Source organism: Halomonas sp. YLB-10, from assembly GCF_003856855.1.
GTDB classification, from domain to species: Bacteria; Pseudomonadota; Gammaproteobacteria; order Pseudomonadales; family Halomonadaceae; genus Halomonas; species Halomonas litopenaei.
Window position 1 is genome coordinate 176737 of record NZ_RRCU01000003.1, and the last position, 14951, is coordinate 191687.

At 66.0% G+C, this 14951-nt stretch carries 14 protein-coding genes and 1 tRNA gene; 7 read left to right on the forward strand and 8 right to left on the reverse strand.

Going from position 1 to position 14951, the window contains the following annotated elements; genetic code table 11:
- Window position 1: 1 nt before the first annotated feature.
- From EBB56_RS08150 to hemA, 8 genes are all read right to left on the reverse strand, one after another.
- Window positions 2-1159, reverse strand: coding sequence for an ABC transporter ATP-binding protein (locus tag EBB56_RS08150; protein WP_124803807.1), 1158 nt, complete (start codon window positions 1157-1159; stop codon window positions 2-4).
- Window positions 1160-1187: 28 nt separating this feature from the next.
- Window positions 1188-2477 carry an FAD-binding oxidoreductase gene (locus EBB56_RS08155; protein WP_108448959.1) on the reverse strand — a complete coding sequence of 430 codons (1290 nt, stop codon included), beginning with the start codon at window positions 2475-2477 and terminating at the stop codon, window positions 1188-1190.
- 411 nt (window positions 2478-2888) lie between these two features.
- The gene (locus tag EBB56_RS08160) at window positions 2889-3824 is read right to left on the reverse strand and encodes a LysR family transcriptional regulator (protein ID WP_260425311.1); all 936 of its coding nucleotides are present in this window, start codon (window positions 3822-3824) and stop codon (window positions 2889-2891) included.
- On the reverse strand, window positions 3821-4594 hold the full coding sequence (locus tag EBB56_RS08165; protein ID WP_108448944.1) for a molybdopterin-synthase adenylyltransferase MoeB: 774 nt from the start codon (window positions 4592-4594) through the stop codon (window positions 3821-3823). Before EBB56_RS08165 ends, EBB56_RS08160 begins: the two co-directional genes overlap by 4 nt.
- Before the next feature lie 6 nt (window positions 4595-4600).
- Complete coding sequence (locus EBB56_RS08170) at window positions 4601-5101, reverse strand: Lrp/AsnC ligand binding domain-containing protein (RefSeq protein WP_045995158.1); 501 nt, start codon at window positions 5099-5101, stop codon at window positions 4601-4603.
- Between the two features lie 169 nt (window positions 5102-5270).
- Window positions 5271-6137 carry a peptide chain release factor N(5)-glutamine methyltransferase gene (gene prmC, locus EBB56_RS08175; RefSeq protein ID WP_124803811.1) on the reverse strand — a complete coding sequence of 289 codons (867 nt, stop codon included), beginning with the start codon at window positions 6135-6137 and terminating at the stop codon, window positions 5271-5273.
- On the reverse strand, window positions 6137-7228 hold the full coding sequence (prfA, locus tag EBB56_RS08180) for a peptide chain release factor 1 (RefSeq protein WP_124803813.1): 1092 nt from the start codon (window positions 7226-7228) through the stop codon (window positions 6137-6139). The genes prmC and prfA overlap by 1 nt, the downstream gene beginning before the upstream one ends.
- Before the next feature lie 54 nt (window positions 7229-7282).
- The gene (hemA, locus tag EBB56_RS08185) at window positions 7283-8548 is read right to left on the reverse strand and encodes a glutamyl-tRNA reductase (protein ID WP_045995161.1); all 1266 of its coding nucleotides are present in this window, start codon (window positions 8546-8548) and stop codon (window positions 7283-7285) included.
- A 168-nt stretch (window positions 8549-8716) separates the two neighbouring features.
- Here hemA and EBB56_RS08190 point away from each other — a divergent pair, with 168 nt between their 5' ends.
- The 7 genes from EBB56_RS08190 to pth all read left to right on the forward strand — a co-directional run bounded on the left by EBB56_RS08190 (window position 8717) and on the right by pth (window position 14887).
- Window positions 8717-10486, forward strand: a complete 1770-nt coding sequence (locus EBB56_RS08190) for a tetratricopeptide repeat protein (RefSeq protein WP_260425312.1) — start codon at window positions 8717-8719, stop codon at window positions 10484-10486.
- Between the two features lie 40 nt (window positions 10487-10526).
- On the forward strand, window positions 10527-11141 hold the full coding sequence (lolB, locus tag EBB56_RS08195; RefSeq protein WP_108132915.1) for a lipoprotein insertase outer membrane protein LolB: 615 nt from the start codon (window positions 10527-10529) through the stop codon (window positions 11139-11141).
- Between the two features lie 227 nt (window positions 11142-11368).
- On the forward strand, window positions 11369-12262 hold the full coding sequence (gene ispE / locus EBB56_RS08200) for a 4-(cytidine 5'-diphospho)-2-C-methyl-D-erythritol kinase (RefSeq protein ID WP_124803815.1): 894 nt from the start codon (window positions 11369-11371) through the stop codon (window positions 12260-12262).
- 14 nt (window positions 12263-12276) lie between these two features.
- Window positions 12277-12351 (forward strand) — tRNA-Gln (locus tag EBB56_RS08205).
- Between the two features lie 72 nt (window positions 12352-12423).
- On the forward strand, window positions 12424-13365 hold the full coding sequence (locus tag EBB56_RS08210; protein ID WP_181248623.1) for a ribose-phosphate pyrophosphokinase: 942 nt from the start codon (window positions 12424-12426) through the stop codon (window positions 13363-13365).
- A 106-nt stretch (window positions 13366-13471) separates the two neighbouring features.
- Window positions 13472-14176: a 50S ribosomal protein L25/general stress protein Ctc gene (locus tag EBB56_RS08215; RefSeq protein ID WP_124803817.1), complete on the forward strand. Its 705-nt coding sequence runs from the start codon at window positions 13472-13474 to the stop codon at window positions 14174-14176.
- 126 nt (window positions 14177-14302) lie between these two features.
- Window positions 14303-14887, forward strand: a complete 585-nt coding sequence (gene pth / locus EBB56_RS08220; protein WP_108132918.1) for an aminoacyl-tRNA hydrolase — start codon at window positions 14303-14305, stop codon at window positions 14885-14887.
- The last annotated feature ends 64 nt before the right edge of the window (window positions 14888-14951 follow it).

Below are 14951 nucleotides of genomic sequence, written 5' to 3' on the forward strand. Positions count from 1 at the left end.
CTCAGTTGGCCACGGTGACGAGGTCTTCCGGGGCGACCACCAGGGTCACCTCGTCGCCGACCTCGGGCAGTCGGCGCCCGCGATTGTTGATGGTGGCCTGCAGGGTGGTGTCACCGACCGCGAGACGGAACTCGGCGTGGCTACCACGATAGAGCCGTTCGGTGATCCGCCCGACCAGGTGGTTCACCCCTTGATGACGCCCCAGACGCACGTCCAGCGTCTCGGGGCGAATCAGCAACAGCTCACCGCCTCCCTGCTGTGGCGTGTCGAGATCGGGCTCGAGCTCCAGCTCGCCAAGCTCGGTGGTCACGCGCTGGCCCTGGCGGGCGCTGATCGGATAGAGGTTGGCATGGCCCATGAAACGGGCGACGAAGGCATTGATCGGGCGCTCGTAGACCTCTCGAGGAGGCCCCACCTGCTGGATGGTCCCGCCATTGAGCACGGCGATGCGGTCGGACATCACCATGGCCTCGTCCTGATCATGGGTCACGAAGACGAAGGTCATGCCCAGGCGCTTCTGTACCCTCAGCAATTCGACCTGTAGCTGGCTGCGAAGGCCGGCGTCGAGCGCCGACAGCGGCTCGTCCAGCAGCAGTACGTCGGGCTCGCAGACCAGCGCCCGGGCCAGGGCGATGCGCTGACGCTGTCCGCCGGAGAGCTGATCGATGCGCCGATCGATCAGATCGCCCAACTGGATGAACTGGGCGATGCGCTCGACCCGTGCCTCGCGCTCGGCACGATCGACACCGCGCATCTTGAGGCCGAAGGCCAGGTTGTCGCGCACCGACAGGTGGGGAAACAGCGCGTAGGACTGAAACACGGTATTGACGCTGCGATGGTGCGGCGCCACCTCGGTGACGTCGCGCTCACCGATGGTCAGGCGTCCCTGATCGGCGTCTTCCAGACCCGCCAGGATGCGCAGCAGCGTGGTCTTGCCACAGCCCGATGGGCCCAGCAGGGTAAAGAACTCGCCGGCCTCGATGGTCAGATCGACGCCATCGAGTGCCACCGTACTGGCACCGAAGCGCTTGTGCAGGCCCTGCATGTGGATCGCGGAGGCGGTCCGCTCGGAGCCGGCGGCAGCGACGCCCGGGCGTGCGCCATCATGGGGCTCATCCCGGCGCTGTGAGTGGCGCTCGGCGGTGGAGGTCTCGGTCATAGGGGCATTCCTCGTCTTTGTCGGCAGCTCACAGCCGATCGCGAAGCTTGTAGAAGTGGGTGGCCAGCAGCAACAGCGGTGTTCTCAACAGGCGACCGCCGGGGAAGCGACGATGGGGCATGGCGGCAAAGACGTCGAAGCGCTCGCTCTGCCCAGCAATGGTCTCGGCCAGCAACTTGCCGGCCAGTCCCGCCATGGCCATGCCATGACCGGAGTAGCCTTGCGCATAGTAGAGGTTGGCGGCCAGTCTGCCGAAGTCAGGGGCGCGATTGAGCGTGATGGCCACGTCACCGCCCCAACGGTAGGCGATCTCGACATCATCGAGCACCTTGAACAGGCGCCGGATCTTGCCGTCGATGCGCGCCTCGAGCCCCTTGGGCGGGCGCCCGTCGTAGCTGACTTCACCGCCATAGATCAGGCGTCGATCCGCCGACAGCCGATAGTAGTCGAGCACAAAATTGGCATCGGCCAGGGCGTCATTCTTCGGCAGCACCTGGGCCGCCTGCTGCTCGCTCATCGGCTCGGTGGCGATCATGTAGTTGGCACAGCGCATGATGCGCCCGCGCATCTCCGGCAGCAGGTCGATGCCGTAGGCGTTGGTCGCCACCACCACACTATCGGCGGTGACCTCTCCGCCGGCGGTCTTCACCCGGGCAGGCTCGCCTTTGGTCACCGCGGTGACCGGGCTGTGCGAGTGGAAGATCGCCCCCGCCTGCTGGGCGGCCCTGGCCAAGCCGAGGGTATAGTTGAGCGGATGCAGGTGCCCGCCCTCGGCCTCCCACAGGGCCGCCGGGTAGGCGTCGGTGACCACATGTTCGCGCAGCGACTCGCCCTCGCGCCATTCAAGCGCCTGGTAGTCGTACTTGTGCGCCATGGTCTCCTGGAAGGCGCGCAACTCGCGCACATGGCGCGGCTTGACCGCCGCGTGCAGGTAGCCCCAGGCAAGGTCGCAGGGAATGGCGTGACGCTCGACCAGCTGTGCGGTCAGGCGCACCGCTTCGCGGCTCATTTCCCAGATATCGCGGGCCGCCGACAGGCCAAGCGCCTGTTCCACGGTGTCCATGTCGGTACCTAGCCCGGGCAGGATCTGGCCGCCGCTGCGACCGGAGGCGCCATGGCCGACGTCATGGGCTTCCAGCACCACCACCTTGTAGCCTTGCTCGGCCAGATGCAGCGCCGCCGAACAGCCCGTCACCCCGGCCCCGATCACGCAGACGTCAGCGCGAACGTCGCCCTCTAGCCTGGGTGTCGGCAACAGCTCGACCCGGACGGAATCGCGGTACCAGGAGGCGGCCTCGGACGTGGAGGAATCTGTCATAGAGAGTCCGTATTGGTTGCGCAATGCGCTTGTTGTTATTGAATCTCGCACCTTCGCATGAAGGTGACACCGACAGTGTGCCACTTTCTCGCCACCAGGCGTCAAGTATCCAATAACACTAAATTCCTGACTTCAACGTCAGCGATTCGATACCTAAAGCGGCTGACGCACCAACATCAACACTTCACGTCACGCATCCCGCTCGATAGAAGTCGCCTTGGCGACGCTCACGCTTCGAACGTAAGCCGGCTCGCCCGGAAGCGCTCGAATCCAAGATGCCAGACGTGGAAAACTCAACGCAGAGCAATGACAGAGCGTCAGTCTCTCGTTTCATCGCCAAGAGTATAAGCGAGACATCATGTCAGCGAAGCGAAGACGTTGGCGGTTTGATCAAAGATCCAGGAGGCGCCATCAGTCGCCTGACACACTCGCATCGCTCTTCCCCAGCGCCGCCAGAAAGGCTTCCAGCACCCGATGCGGGCGGCGGTCACGGCGGGTGATGGCGACGAACGGCGTCTCGTAGGCGGCACTCTCGGAGCACAGCTCGCGCAGCCTACCCTGCGCGACCCAGAGATTGGCGTGGTGATCCGGCAGATAGCCGATGTAGGCCCCGGTCAGGATAAGAAAGGCCGCGCCTTCCCGGTCGGAGGCGGTGGCACTGGGCTTGAGCCCGACATGGCGCTCACGGCCGGCTTCCGACAGCGGATAGGACGGTACCACGGCGTCCCACTGCCCCAGCGCCTGCCATCCGCCCAGCGCCACCAGCGCCGTCGATGGCTCGGCAAACAGCGGATGCCCCCGGCCACAGTAAAGCCCGGAGCGTTCGCTGTAGAGCGCCTGGCTATCGACGCTGGCAGGCAGGTTGACCGCCGGAACGACACCGACATGCAGGCGTCCGTCGAGCACCCCGCGGGCGATCTCGCCGGGAGGGTCCATGTGCATGTTGATGCGCACCTCTGGGCCCTGGGCCTTGAGGCTTGCCAGGGCATGGGTGATACGCATCTCGGGTGAGCTGACCAGGGTATCGGTGATGCCGATATTGAGTTCGCCGCGCAGGCTGTGGTGCAGCGCATTGACCTCGGTGCGAAAGGCTTCCAGTCCCGACAGCAGACGACGGGCCCCTTCCAGCACCTCCCGTCCTTCCTCGGTCAGGGCGAAGCCGCCCCGCCCCCGCCGACAAAGCTTGAGCCCCAGGCGCTTTTCCAGGTCGCCCATATGCAGGCTGATGGCCGAACGACTGATGCCAAGCTCGTTCTCGGCGGCGGAAAATCCACCGCACTCGGCCACCGCCTTGAACACCCGCAATAGACGAATATCGAAGTCGGTGACCGGGCTCTGCCGGCTCACGCGCTTGCTCCGCCGGACCGCCCTCGGTCTGCGCAGGCAGGACAGCGTGGATCGCGCCCCAGCCGATAGTGACGCCATTCACCACTCAGGCCGTCGAAGGTGGCAAGCCCCCGGTGGGGCGTGCCGGCCCCGGACAACAGCTTGACCGCCTCCAGCGCCTGGAAGCAGCCGATCAGCCCCACCAGCGGCGAGATGACGCCACTCTCGGCGCAGGACAGGGCCTCGTCACCCTGGTCATCCGGCGGATACAGGCAGGCGTAGCAGGGGCTCGCCTCGTCACGCGGGTCGAACACCGCCAACTGCCCGGAAAAGCGGATCGCAGCGCCGGAGACCAGCGGCACCCCGGCGGCGACGCTGGCGGCATTGATGGCGTAGCGGCTGGAAAAGCGATCGGTGCAGTCGAGGATGACGTCCGCCTCCCGCGCCGCCTGGACCAGCCCCTCGGCGTCCAGATGGCGCTCGATGGCGCTGACCCGGCAGCTTGCATTGAGGGCGATGGCAGACTCGGCGGCCGACAGGGCCTTGTTGCGTCCCAGGTCCTGCTCCTGGTGGGCGATCTGGCGCTGCAGGTTGGAGATCTCGACCATATCGGCGTCGGCGATGGTCAGCTGTCCGACTCCGGCGGCGGCCAGGTACAGCGCCACCGGCGAGCCCAGGCCACCGGCACCGACGATCAGTGCGCGCGACGCCAGCAAGCGCTCCTGGCCGTCGATGTCCACTTGGGGAAGCATGATCTGGCGGCTGTAACGCAGCAGGTCCTGGTCATTCATGAAAACTCACTTGTCCTCGAACTCTTCGATATCCGGCACGTGCAGGGCAAAATCTTCCTTCACTTCTTCCATCACCACGTAGCTCTTGGATTCCTTGACCCCGGGCAGGGTCAGCACCACGTCGCCAAGTAGCTGACGATAGGCGGACATCTCGGGAATTCTGCACTTGAGAATATAGTCGAACTGCCCGGACACCAGGTGGCACTCCTGGATCTGCGGCAGCTTCGACACGGCTCGACGGAACTCGTCGAACACCGCCGGGGACTGGGTCTCCAGACTGATCTCGACGAACACCAGCAGATTGGCCTTGAGCATGCGCGGGTTGAGGATCGCCTTGTAGCCACGGATCACCCCGGAGCGCTCGAGGCGCTTGACGCGTTCCAGGCACGGCGTGGTGGACAAGCCCACCTGGGCGGCGAGGTCCACGTAGGACACCCGGGCGTTTTCCTGCAGGCAACGCAGAATCTTCAGATCGATACGGTCGAGGGAGCGGTTCTTGGTTTTCATTGTGGTCCTGAACGCTGGTCTGACGGCGAGGGGCACGCAAGGAAAGAATCGACCAAAAAGGCCTGGTCGCAAAGCATTTCACGACAATCTCTCGCGCCCAATCGCTTGGTGGCAAAACATTTTACTGATAATCAGTATCACATGCCCCCAACAGACTCCAGTCCCGGCTTCAACGTTGCATGCCCCACTGCCCCAGCGTCACCCGAGGGTGGCCCCCCAGGTCATGCACGCTGTCGCAGCGAACATAGCCCAGCGCTTCAAGATGCTCTCGCACCCGCTCGGCCTGCTCGTAGCCGTGCTCCATCAACAGCCAGCCGCCCGGCTGGAGGAAGCTCCGAGCGCGCTCGGCGATGGCAAACAGATCGGCCAGGCCATGGTCGGCGGCCACCAGCGCCGAGCTTGGCTCGAAGCGCACATCGCCCTGCCCCAGGTGAGGATCCTGCGGGTCGATATAGGGCGGGTTGGCCACGATCAGGTCGAAGCGCTCGTCATCGAGCGCATCGAACCAGTCGCTCTGGCGAAATCGTACCGCCAGACCATGTCGCTCGGCATTGCGCCGCGCCAGCGCCACCGCCTCAGGGGACAGATCGACGCCCTCGACCCGCCAGCCGGGGCGCTCGCTGGCAAACGCCAGGGCGATGGCGCCCGTGCCGGTGCCCAGGTCGAGCAAGGCGCCGGTGTGGGCGTCGCTCCTGGCATCGGGCTTGGTATCGGCCCGGGCCAGCGCGGCCTCCACCAGGGTCTCGGTATCGGGCCGGGGAATCAGGGTGCTGGGCGAGGTCGCCAGGGCCAGCCCCCAGAATTCGCGTTCACCGGTCAGGTAGGCCACCGGCATGCCCTGGGCACGCGCCGCCACCCAGGCCTCGAAGCGGGCCCGGGCCAGCGTCGACATGGGCTTGTCGCCCCAGGTGTAGAGCCAGGTGCGATCGACCTTCATCGCCGCCATGGCCAGCACCTCGGCGTCGAGTCGCGGCGTCGGGCTGCCGGCGGCCTCGAGGCGGCGGGTCGCCCGGGCGATCAGCACATCACAGCGCATCAGCCGTCCTGTTGCAGAGCGGCTAGCTGCTCCGCCTGGTACTCGTGGATCAGCGGGTCGATGACCTCGTCGAGGCCGTCGCCGGTGACCACCTCGTTGAGCTTGTACAGGGTCAGGTTGATGCGATGGTCGGTGATCCGCCCCTGGGGGAAGTTGTAGGTACGTATGCGCTCGCTGCGATCGCCGGAGCCCACCAGCGAGCGACGGGCGTCGGCCTGTTCCTGGCGCTGGCTGTCCTGGGCCGACTGCTTTAGCCGCGCCGCCAGCAGCGACATCGCCTTGGCCCGGTTCTTGTGCTGGCTGCGCTCTTCCTGACACTCCACCACCACACCGCTGGGCAGGTGGGTGATGCGGATTGCCGAGTCGGTGGTGTTGACGTGCTGACCGCCGGCGCCGCTGGAGCGAAAGGTGTCCACCCGCAGGTCGGCCGGGTTGATGTCGATGTCGCTGACCTCGTCGGCCTCGGGCATCACCGCCACGGTGCAGGCCGAGGTATGGATGCGGCCCTGGGATTCGGTGGCGGGAACCCGCTGAACGCGATGGGCACCGGACTCGAACTTGAGCCGGGCGTAGACGCCCTCGCCCTTCACCCGAGAGATGATCTCCTTGTAGCCGCCCTGCTCGCCGTGGCTGGCACTGACCACCTCGACCTTCCAGCCCTGGTTCTCGGCGTAGCGCGAGTACATGCGAAACAGGTCGCCGGCGAACAGCGCCGCTTCGTCACCGCCGGTTCCCGCGCGCACCTCGAGAAAGACGTTACGCCCATCATCGGGATCCTTGGGCACCAGCAGACGCTTGAGTTCGGCCTCCAGCTCCTCGAGCTTGGCCAAGCCCTCTTCGCGCTCCATCTGGGCAAGCTCGCGCATGTCGGCGTCGGCGTCCTCGGCCATCTGCTCTGCGGTGGCCACGTCTTCCTCGACGCCACGATAGCGGCGCCAGGCGTCGACCAGCGACTCGAGCTCGGCGTATTCGCGGGAGTAGTCGCGAAAACGTGGCTGATCGCTGATCACGTCGGGCTCCGACAACAGGGCAGAGAGTTCCTCGAAGCGGTCGACGAAGGCATCGAGGCGCTCACGCAGAGAAGCTTTCATCGGCAAATCCTTGAAATCATGTAAGAAGGCGCATTGCGGTCAAGCCAGGCCCGGCTAGTTCCGGGACTCGGGCTCGCCCAACAGCAGTTCGACGGCAGCCTCGAGCAGGTCCTGGCGCTCATCGGCGGCGGCACCACGCAGGGCCAGGGTGGGCTGATGCATCAGGCGGTTGGTCAACTGGTGGGCCAGGCGACGCACCACGGCCTCGGGATCCTCCCCCTTGGCCAGGCGCTCCAGCGCCTGGGTCTGGGCCTCGTCACGCAGCCGTTCACCCTTGGCACGCACGTCGCGGATCACCTCGCCGGCCCCGCGCACCCGGCGTTCCTTGTGCCAGTGGGCCACGCCGTGCTCGATCAGCGCCTCGGCCTGGTCCGCCGCCACCTGGCGGTGACGTCGGTTTTCCTCGATGACCTCGTGCAGGTCATCGACGGTATAAAGGAAGATGTCGCTGAGCTCGCCGACCTCTGGCTCGATGTCGCGCGGCACGGCGATATCGACCATGAACACCGGACGGTGGCGGCGACGCTTGAGCGCCCGCTCGACCATGCCCTTGCCAAGAATCGGCAAGGGCGCCGCGGTGGACGAAATGACGATGTCGGCCTTTTCCAGGGCGACGGGGATCTCGTCGAGGCTGATGGCCTGACCGCCCAGGCTGCCGGCCAGGGCACTGGCCCGCTCGCGGGTGCGGTTGGCCACCGTCAACTGGTGCACCCCGGCTTCATGCAGGTGGCGCGCCACCAGCTCGATGGTCTCGCCGGCACCGATCAACAGCGCCCTGGCGCGCGAGAAATCGTCGAAGATTCGACTGGCCAGACTGACCGCCGCGTAGGCCACGGAAACAGGGTTCTCGCCGATGGCGGTCTCGGTGCGCACCTGCTTGGCCACCGCGAAGGTATGCTGGAAGAGCCGCTCCAGCTCCCCACCTAGCCCGCTGGCGTCCCTGGCCGCCTGGTAAGCGTCCTTGAGCTGGCCCAGGATCTGGGGTTCGCCCAGCACCATGGAATCGAGACCCACGGCGACGCGCATCAGATGGCGCGCGGCGTCACCTTCCAGATAGTGGTAGGCGCAGTGCAGCAGGTCCTCGCGGGGCAATGCATGAAACCGGCTCAACCAGTCGAGCACCTCGCTCTCCCCGCTCGACTCGGTCACGCAATAAAGCTCGGTGCGATTGCAGGTCGACAGCACCGCAGCCTCATGCACACTCGGCAGCGCGCGCAGCTCGGAGAGCGCCCGGGTGAGTTGCGAGGGGCCAAAGGCCACCTTTTCGCGCACCTCGACGGCCGCGGTTCGATGGTTGATGCCAAGGGCAAGCAGGGTCATGCGTTCGACGTCTTCATCAGATGATGTCCGGAGTGGCCAACCAGGCCGCTCCTGCAAGGCGCATATCCTACCATAGGCAGCTCTGACCTCGCTCCCCCGGGCATTGACCTTTGCCAAGACTCTCCAAGCCGTTATGCTGAGAATTCTCATGGAGAAGATGACGCCTCAATGCCCCCGAACGCGCGCCACGGAAAGCTGACCTGCACTCTGGCCACCCTGTCACTGACGGCGTGGCTCGCCGGCTGTCAGAGCTTTTCCTACAGCCCAGGCAGCGCGTCACAGGCTGACCCCATGGCCGGTGCTCCACCGATCACCCGTGGACTCGATGCCGACGGCCTGTCGACGCTGCTGATTGCCGAAATGGCCGGTCAGCGGGGCGACTATCGACGCGCCACCGAAGGCTACCTCAAGGCAGCCGAGCGCTATCACTCCGCTGCCCTAGTCGAACGCGCGACCCTGGCTTCACGCTTCACCGATGACACCGCCCTGATCGAACGCGCCGCGCGCCGCTGGCAGGAGCTGGCGCCCGAGGCGCCGGTGGCCGCCCAGATCCTGGGCAACCTCGCCGGTGGACGCGGCAACTGGGACGAAGCCCTGAAACAGCGGCTGATCGCGGCCGATGACGGCACCGACATCACGCGCTTCGTCGATACCGCCCTGTCCAGTGGCGGCGATCCGGTGGCGCTCGCCGCCACCCTCGAACAGGCGCTCGACGAGCCCACACTCCCAGAGTCGAGGAAAGACGACCTGCGCCTGGCGCTGGCCCTGACCGACTCGGCCCAGGGGGATCATGAGGGCGCCCAGCGACGAATTGCCGCACTGGGAAACAACAGTCGCGATAACCCCCAGCGAATTCTCGCCGAATCACGCATCGCCCTGGACGCCGGCAAGTACCACCAGGCCCGCCTGGCGGCCAAACGCGGCCTCAACCTCTCTCCCGGCGACCCCCGCTTTCTGTTGTTGATGGCGCGGGCCGACATTCGCCTGGGCAACCTGGTGTCGGCCGAGAGCAGCACCGACACCCTGCTCGAGACCCGTGGCGACAACCCCCTCTTGCGGGTCGGCCTGGCCCAGCTCTATCTGGAAGAAGGCCACCACGACCCGGCGCGCCGGCTGCTGCTGCCGCTGGTCGATGATCCCCAGGCACCCAGCGCCCTCTATCTATTGCTTGGCAGCATCGCCGAGCAGGAAGACGAGGTCGACAACGCCCTGCTCTACTATCGCCGGGTACCGCCGGGCCCTGACTTCCTGCTGTCGCGACAGCGCGCGGCCAGCATGCTGATCGAGGCCGACCGGCTGCTGGACGCCCGGGCCTTTCTACGGGTCGAGCGGCTGCGTCACGACGACGCCTATACCGGCCTGGTCATCACCGAAGTGCAACTGCTCGACCAGCAAGGTCTCGAGCCCGAGGCCGAGGCGCTGCTCAACCGCGAGCTGGCACGTAGCCCCGAGGATGGCGACCTGCGCTACTTCCGCGCCATGCGTGCCTGGAGCGAAGGCGACCTGGACACCTCCGAACAGGATCTGCGCACCCTGGTCGAACAGCAGCCGGACAACGCCGTGGCGCTCAATGCCCTCGGCTACACACTGGCCGATGCCGGCGATCCGGATGACCTCGACGAGGCCAGGCGACTGATCCAGCGGGCCTACGAACTCTCGCCGGACAACCCCGCCATCCTCGACAGCCTGGGCTGGGTCGCCTACCGTGAGGGCAAACCGGAGGTTGCGCTACCCTGGATCGAGCGCGCCTGGCGCGAGATCGCCGACCAGGAGGTCGCCGCCCACCTGATCGAGGTGCTGTGGGACCTGGGCCAGAAGCAGCGCGCACGCGAGCTGTTGCAAGAAGCCCAGCAACGCTTCCCCGAGCGCCCGCTGATCGTCGATCTCCTCGATCGGCGCCCCGAAATCAGGCCTGAGCCAACGGCAACAGCGCCTTGACCGCCCCGACACCACGACCACTACCCGCAAGGACCCCGCGATGATGTCTTGTTTTCGCCTGACCGCCGCCGCCCTGGGGCTCGGCCTGCTGGCCGGCTGCGCCACCTCCCAGAGCGTCACCGAGCCGCGCCAGGAGCGCCAGGCCGGTGACTGGGAAGCCCAGACCGAACAGGTGGAAGCCTTCACCTCCTGGAACCTGACCGGAAAGGTGGGCCTGCGCACTCCGCAGGAATCCACCAGCGCCAACCTCGACTGGCGCCAGACCCCCTACCACTATCGCCTGCTGGTCACCGGCCCCATGGGCGCCGGCCGCAGTACCCTGGAAGGACGCGACGGTCGCGTCTCGCTGACCACCAGCGAGGGTCGCTTCGAGGCCGACAGCCCGGAAGCCCTGATGGAACAGCGCCTGGGCTGGTCGCTGCCGGTCTCGAGCCTCACCGACTGGGTCCGCGGCCTGCCCGCCGACGACAGTGACTTCGAGATGACCGACGACGAACTCGGCTTCCCCGCTTCACTTGAACAGGACGGCTGGGAGATCGACTACCGCGGCTGGAAGGATGTGAACGGCACCTGGCTACCCAACCGGCTGGTGATGACCTATGACGACCTGCGCGCCACCCTGGTGGTGAACCAGTGGCAGCCACTGGAACAGTAGTCGCGCCGGCTCCCGCCCCAGATGGCGGGAGCCTGTCTCCCGGGTAAAATGAAGCACCATCGCCCTCTGCCTCCTGTCGACGTGCTACTTGCAGCAAGCTCCCTATAGAGAGAAGCAACGAGAGCCATCATCGATCCCGATCGCCGATGGCAGGCGCCGCCCCCAGCCACCGATCGCCATCACTTCGCTCAGCCGATCCCTGGACAGCACCCTTTATAGACTCCCCCATGCCCGACACCTCTTTCTCTACCGATGCCAGCGCGCAGCAGACCCTGACGTTGCCGGCGCCGGCCAAGCTCAATCGCATGCTGCATATCGTCGGCCGTCGCGACGACGGCTACCACGAGCTGCAGACGCTGTTCCAGTTCCTCGACCACGGTGACGATATCCACCTGCGCCTGCGCCTGGACGGTGAGATAACCCTGACAGACCGTCTCGAGGGCGTACCCCGCGAGGCCAACCTGCTATGGCGGGCCGCCGACCTGCTCAAGCGCGAGACCGGCTGCGCGCTCGGTGCCGATCTAGGCGTCACCAAGCGTCTGCCCATGGGTGGTGGTCTGGGCGGTGGCAGCAGCGACGCCGCCAGCGTGCTGGTCGGGCTGAATCATCTGTGGGGCCTGGGACTGACGACCCGGCGTCTGGCCGAACTGGGCCTGACGCTGGGCGCCGATGTGCCGGTATTCGTCCACGGCCAGGCCGCCTGGGCGGAAGGCGTCGGTGAACGCCTTGTTCCGGTGGCACTCGACACCCCCTGGTTCGTGGTCGTGCACCCGGGTGTGGCGGTCTCCACCCCTGCCGTGTTCACTGCGCCGGAATTGACACGGGACACCCCCGCCATTACCATGGCGCGCGCACTCAAGGGGGGAGCGTCAAGCTGGCGCAACGATTGCGAGGACACCGTCAGGCAAGCCTATGCTGAGGTGGCTCGTGCCCTGGACTGGCTCAACGCCCGGGCGCCGTCAATGTTGACGGGTACCGGCGCGTGCGTTTTTGCCCGTCTGGAGTCGGAGGCCGAGGCCGTCCAATTGCTGGACGAGGTCCGATGCCAACAGCCGACCTGGCACGCCTTCAAGGCCCTGGGCCTGAATCGATCGCCTCTCCTCGACGCCCTGCCCGCGTGAGGCAGGACGTATGCTGGGGTATAGCCAAGCGGTAAGGCAGCGGTTTTTGGTATCGCCATGCGGAGGTTCGAATCCTCCTACCCCAGCCAACTTCCTTCTGAGTCCTGGACTCACTCCCCCAGGCTCACACTGAAGACCCAACACAGCAAAGGTGGCTGCGCGTGTCAAAATTGATGGTTTTCGCCGGGAATGCCAACCCCGAACTCGCCCGTAAGGTCGCCGAGAGCCTGGACAGCCGACTGGGTAATGCCACGGTCGGCCAGTTCAGCGATGGCGAGGTCGCGGTCGAGATCAACGAGAACGTGCGCGGCAAGGATGTCTTTATCCTGCAGTCCACCTGTGCACCGACCAACGACAACCTGATGGAACTGATCCTGATGGTTGACGCCCTGCGCCGGGCCTCGGCCACCCGTATCACTGCGGTGGTGCCCTACTTCGGCTACGCCCGCCAGGATCGCCGCGTGCGCTCCGCCCGGGTGCCGATCTCGGCCAAGATCGTGGCCGACATGATGGTAAAGGCCGGCGTCGACCGGGTCATGACCATGGACCTGCACGCCGACCAGATCCAGGGCTTCTTCGACGTGCCCGTGGACAACGTCTACGGCTCGCCGATCCTGCTCGACGACATCGAGCGTCAGAACTACGACGACCTGGTCGTGGTCTCCCCCGATGTCGGCGGCGTGGTCCGTGCCCGTGCCATCGCCAAGCAGCTCAACGCTGACCTGGCGATCATCGACAAGCGTCGCCCCCAGGCCAACCAGGCCCAGGTGATGCACATCATCGGTGATATCCAGGACCGCACCTGCGTGGTCGTGGACGACATGATCGATACCGCCGGCACCCTGTGCAAGGCGGGCGAAGCGCTCAAGGAACACGGCGCCAAGCGCGTGGTCGCCTACGCCACCCACCCGATCCTGTCGGGCCCTGCGGTGGACAACATCTCCGAGTCGGTGCTGGACGAAGTGGTGGTGGCCGACACCATCCCGCTGTCCGACACCGCGCGTCGCAGCGGACGTATCCGCCAGCTCAGCGTGGCCGGCCTGATCGCCGAAGCGATCCGCCGCGTCAGCAACGAGGAATCCGTCAGCGCGATGTTCCACTAAGCGACATATCGCGCGGGAAACGCGCCCCGACAACCGGGGCATCTGGAACCACCGAGGTCTGGTCGCGGGCTCGGTGGCTTCCTTACTTTAGCCAAGAGGCAATTTCATGTCTGACTACAAACTTACCGCCAATGTTCGTAACGACCTTGGGAAAGGTGCGAGCCGCCGCCTGCGTCGTGCGAACCAGCAAGTCCCCGCCATCATCTACGGTGGTGAAAAGACGCCGCAGCCGATCGCCGTCGACAAGACTGCGTTCTACAAGGCGCTGGAAGACGAAGCCTTCTTCTCTTCCGTCATCAACCTTGAGGTTGACGGCAAGTCCCAGCAGGTCGTGGTGCGTGACCTTCAGCGTCACCCGTACAAGCCGCTGGTGACCCACGCCGACTTCCTGCGCGTCGATGCGACTCACGAGATCACCATGCGCGTTCCGCTGCACGTGGTCGGTCAGGACGAGTCCAAGGCGATCAAGGAGCAGGACGGTGAACTGCACCAGCTGGCCAACGAAGTCGAGATCAGCTGCCTGCCGAAGGACCTGCCCGACTACCTCGAGGTCAACATCGCTGACCTCGAGATCGGCAGCACCCTGCACCTGTCCGACCTCAAGGTTCCGGCTGGCGTGACCATCGTCGAGCTGAGCCACGGTGAAGAGCACGACCAGGCCATCGTCAACGTGACCAAGGCCAAGGTCATGCAGACCGAGGAAGAAATCGCCGAGGAAGAAGCCGCCGCCGCCGAGGCCAGCGAAGAAGCTGCCGCCGAGGAAGCGAAGGACGAAGCCAAGGACGAAGACGAAGAAGGCGACAAGGAGTAATCCTTTTCTGCCGGATTCAGGGGCCACTGCGGTGGCCCTTTTCGTTTCCGAGGGCTTTGCCCATGGCCTCGTCGCCAAGGCCCTGAGCAAAGCGCTTGCCCCGCACCGCTGACCGGAGAGACCACCATGACAAGGATCAAGGCGCTGATCGGCCTTGCCAACCCTGGCACCCAGTACGAGGCGACGCGTCACAACGCCGGCGCCTGGCTGGTGGAGGAAGTCGCGCGTCAGTCCAGCGCCGAGCTGCGCCCGGAGAAGAAGTTTCTCGGCCTCTACGCCAAGGCCTTTGTCGAAGGCAGCGACCTGCACCTGCTGGTGCCGACTACCTACATGAACCGCTCGGGTGCCTCGGTGGCGGCGCTGGCCAACTTCTTCAAGCTGGCCCCCGACGAGATGCTCATCGCCCACGACGAGCTCGACCTGCCCCCCGGCAGCGCGCGCTACAAGCAGGGCGGCGGCCACGGCGGCCACAATGGCCTGCGCGACATCATCAGCGCCCTGGGCAACGACAAGTCCTTCCATCGTGCGCGCATCGGCATCGGTCATCCCGGCAGCGCCAAGCTGGTCACCAACTACGTGCTGGGCCGCCCCGGCAAGACCGAGCGCGAGGCCATCGACGGCGCCCTGATCGAGTGCCTGGCGACATTGCCCCAGGCGCTATCCGGCGACTGGGCCAAGGCCATGAACCGCCTGCACAGCCACTCTGCCTGACCCGGCGGGCGCCAACCGGGGCAGCAGGTGGTTGCACCGCCCGGGCTGTCCCCGCCTGGCCCGA

Excerpts from the sequence above, each read along its gene's own strand:
- EBB56_RS08170 (WP_045995158.1), bottom strand. The coding sequence starts at position 5,101 with ATGAAAACCAAGAACCGCTCCCTCGACCGTATCGATCTGAAGATTCTG.
- EBB56_RS08165 (WP_108448944.1), bottom strand. The coding sequence starts at position 4,594 with ATGAATGACCAGGACCTGCTGCGTTACAGCCGCCAGATCATGCTTCCC.
- prmC (WP_124803811.1), bottom strand. The coding sequence starts at position 6,137 with ATGCGCTGTGATGTGCTGATCGCCCGGGCGACCCGCCGCCTCGAGGCC.
- hemA (WP_045995161.1), bottom strand. The coding sequence starts at position 8,548 with ATGACCCTGCTTGCCCTTGGCATCAACCATCGAACCGCGGCCGTCGAG.
- EBB56_RS08150 (WP_124803807.1), bottom strand. The coding sequence starts at position 1,159 with ATGACCGAGACCTCCACCGCCGAGCGCCACTCACAGCGCCGGGATGAG.
- ispE (WP_124803815.1), top strand. The coding sequence starts at position 11,369 with ATGCCCGACACCTCTTTCTCTACCGATGCCAGCGCGCAGCAGACCCTG.
- pth (WP_108132918.1), top strand. The coding sequence starts at position 14,303 with ATGACAAGGATCAAGGCGCTGATCGGCCTTGCCAACCCTGGCACCCAG.
- lolB (WP_108132915.1), top strand. The coding sequence starts at position 10,527 with ATGATGTCTTGTTTTCGCCTGACCGCCGCCGCCCTGGGGCTCGGCCTG.
- EBB56_RS08190 (WP_260425312.1), top strand. The coding sequence starts at position 8,717 with ATGCCCCCGAACGCGCGCCACGGAAAGCTGACCTGCACTCTGGCCACC.
- EBB56_RS08155 (WP_108448959.1), bottom strand. The coding sequence starts at position 2,477 with ATGACAGATTCCTCCACGTCCGAGGCCGCCTCCTGGTACCGCGATTCC.
- EBB56_RS08215 (WP_124803817.1), top strand. The coding sequence starts at position 13,472 with ATGTCTGACTACAAACTTACCGCCAATGTTCGTAACGACCTTGGGAAA.
- prfA (WP_124803813.1), bottom strand. The coding sequence starts at position 7,228 with ATGAAAGCTTCTCTGCGTGAGCGCCTCGATGCCTTCGTCGACCGCTTC.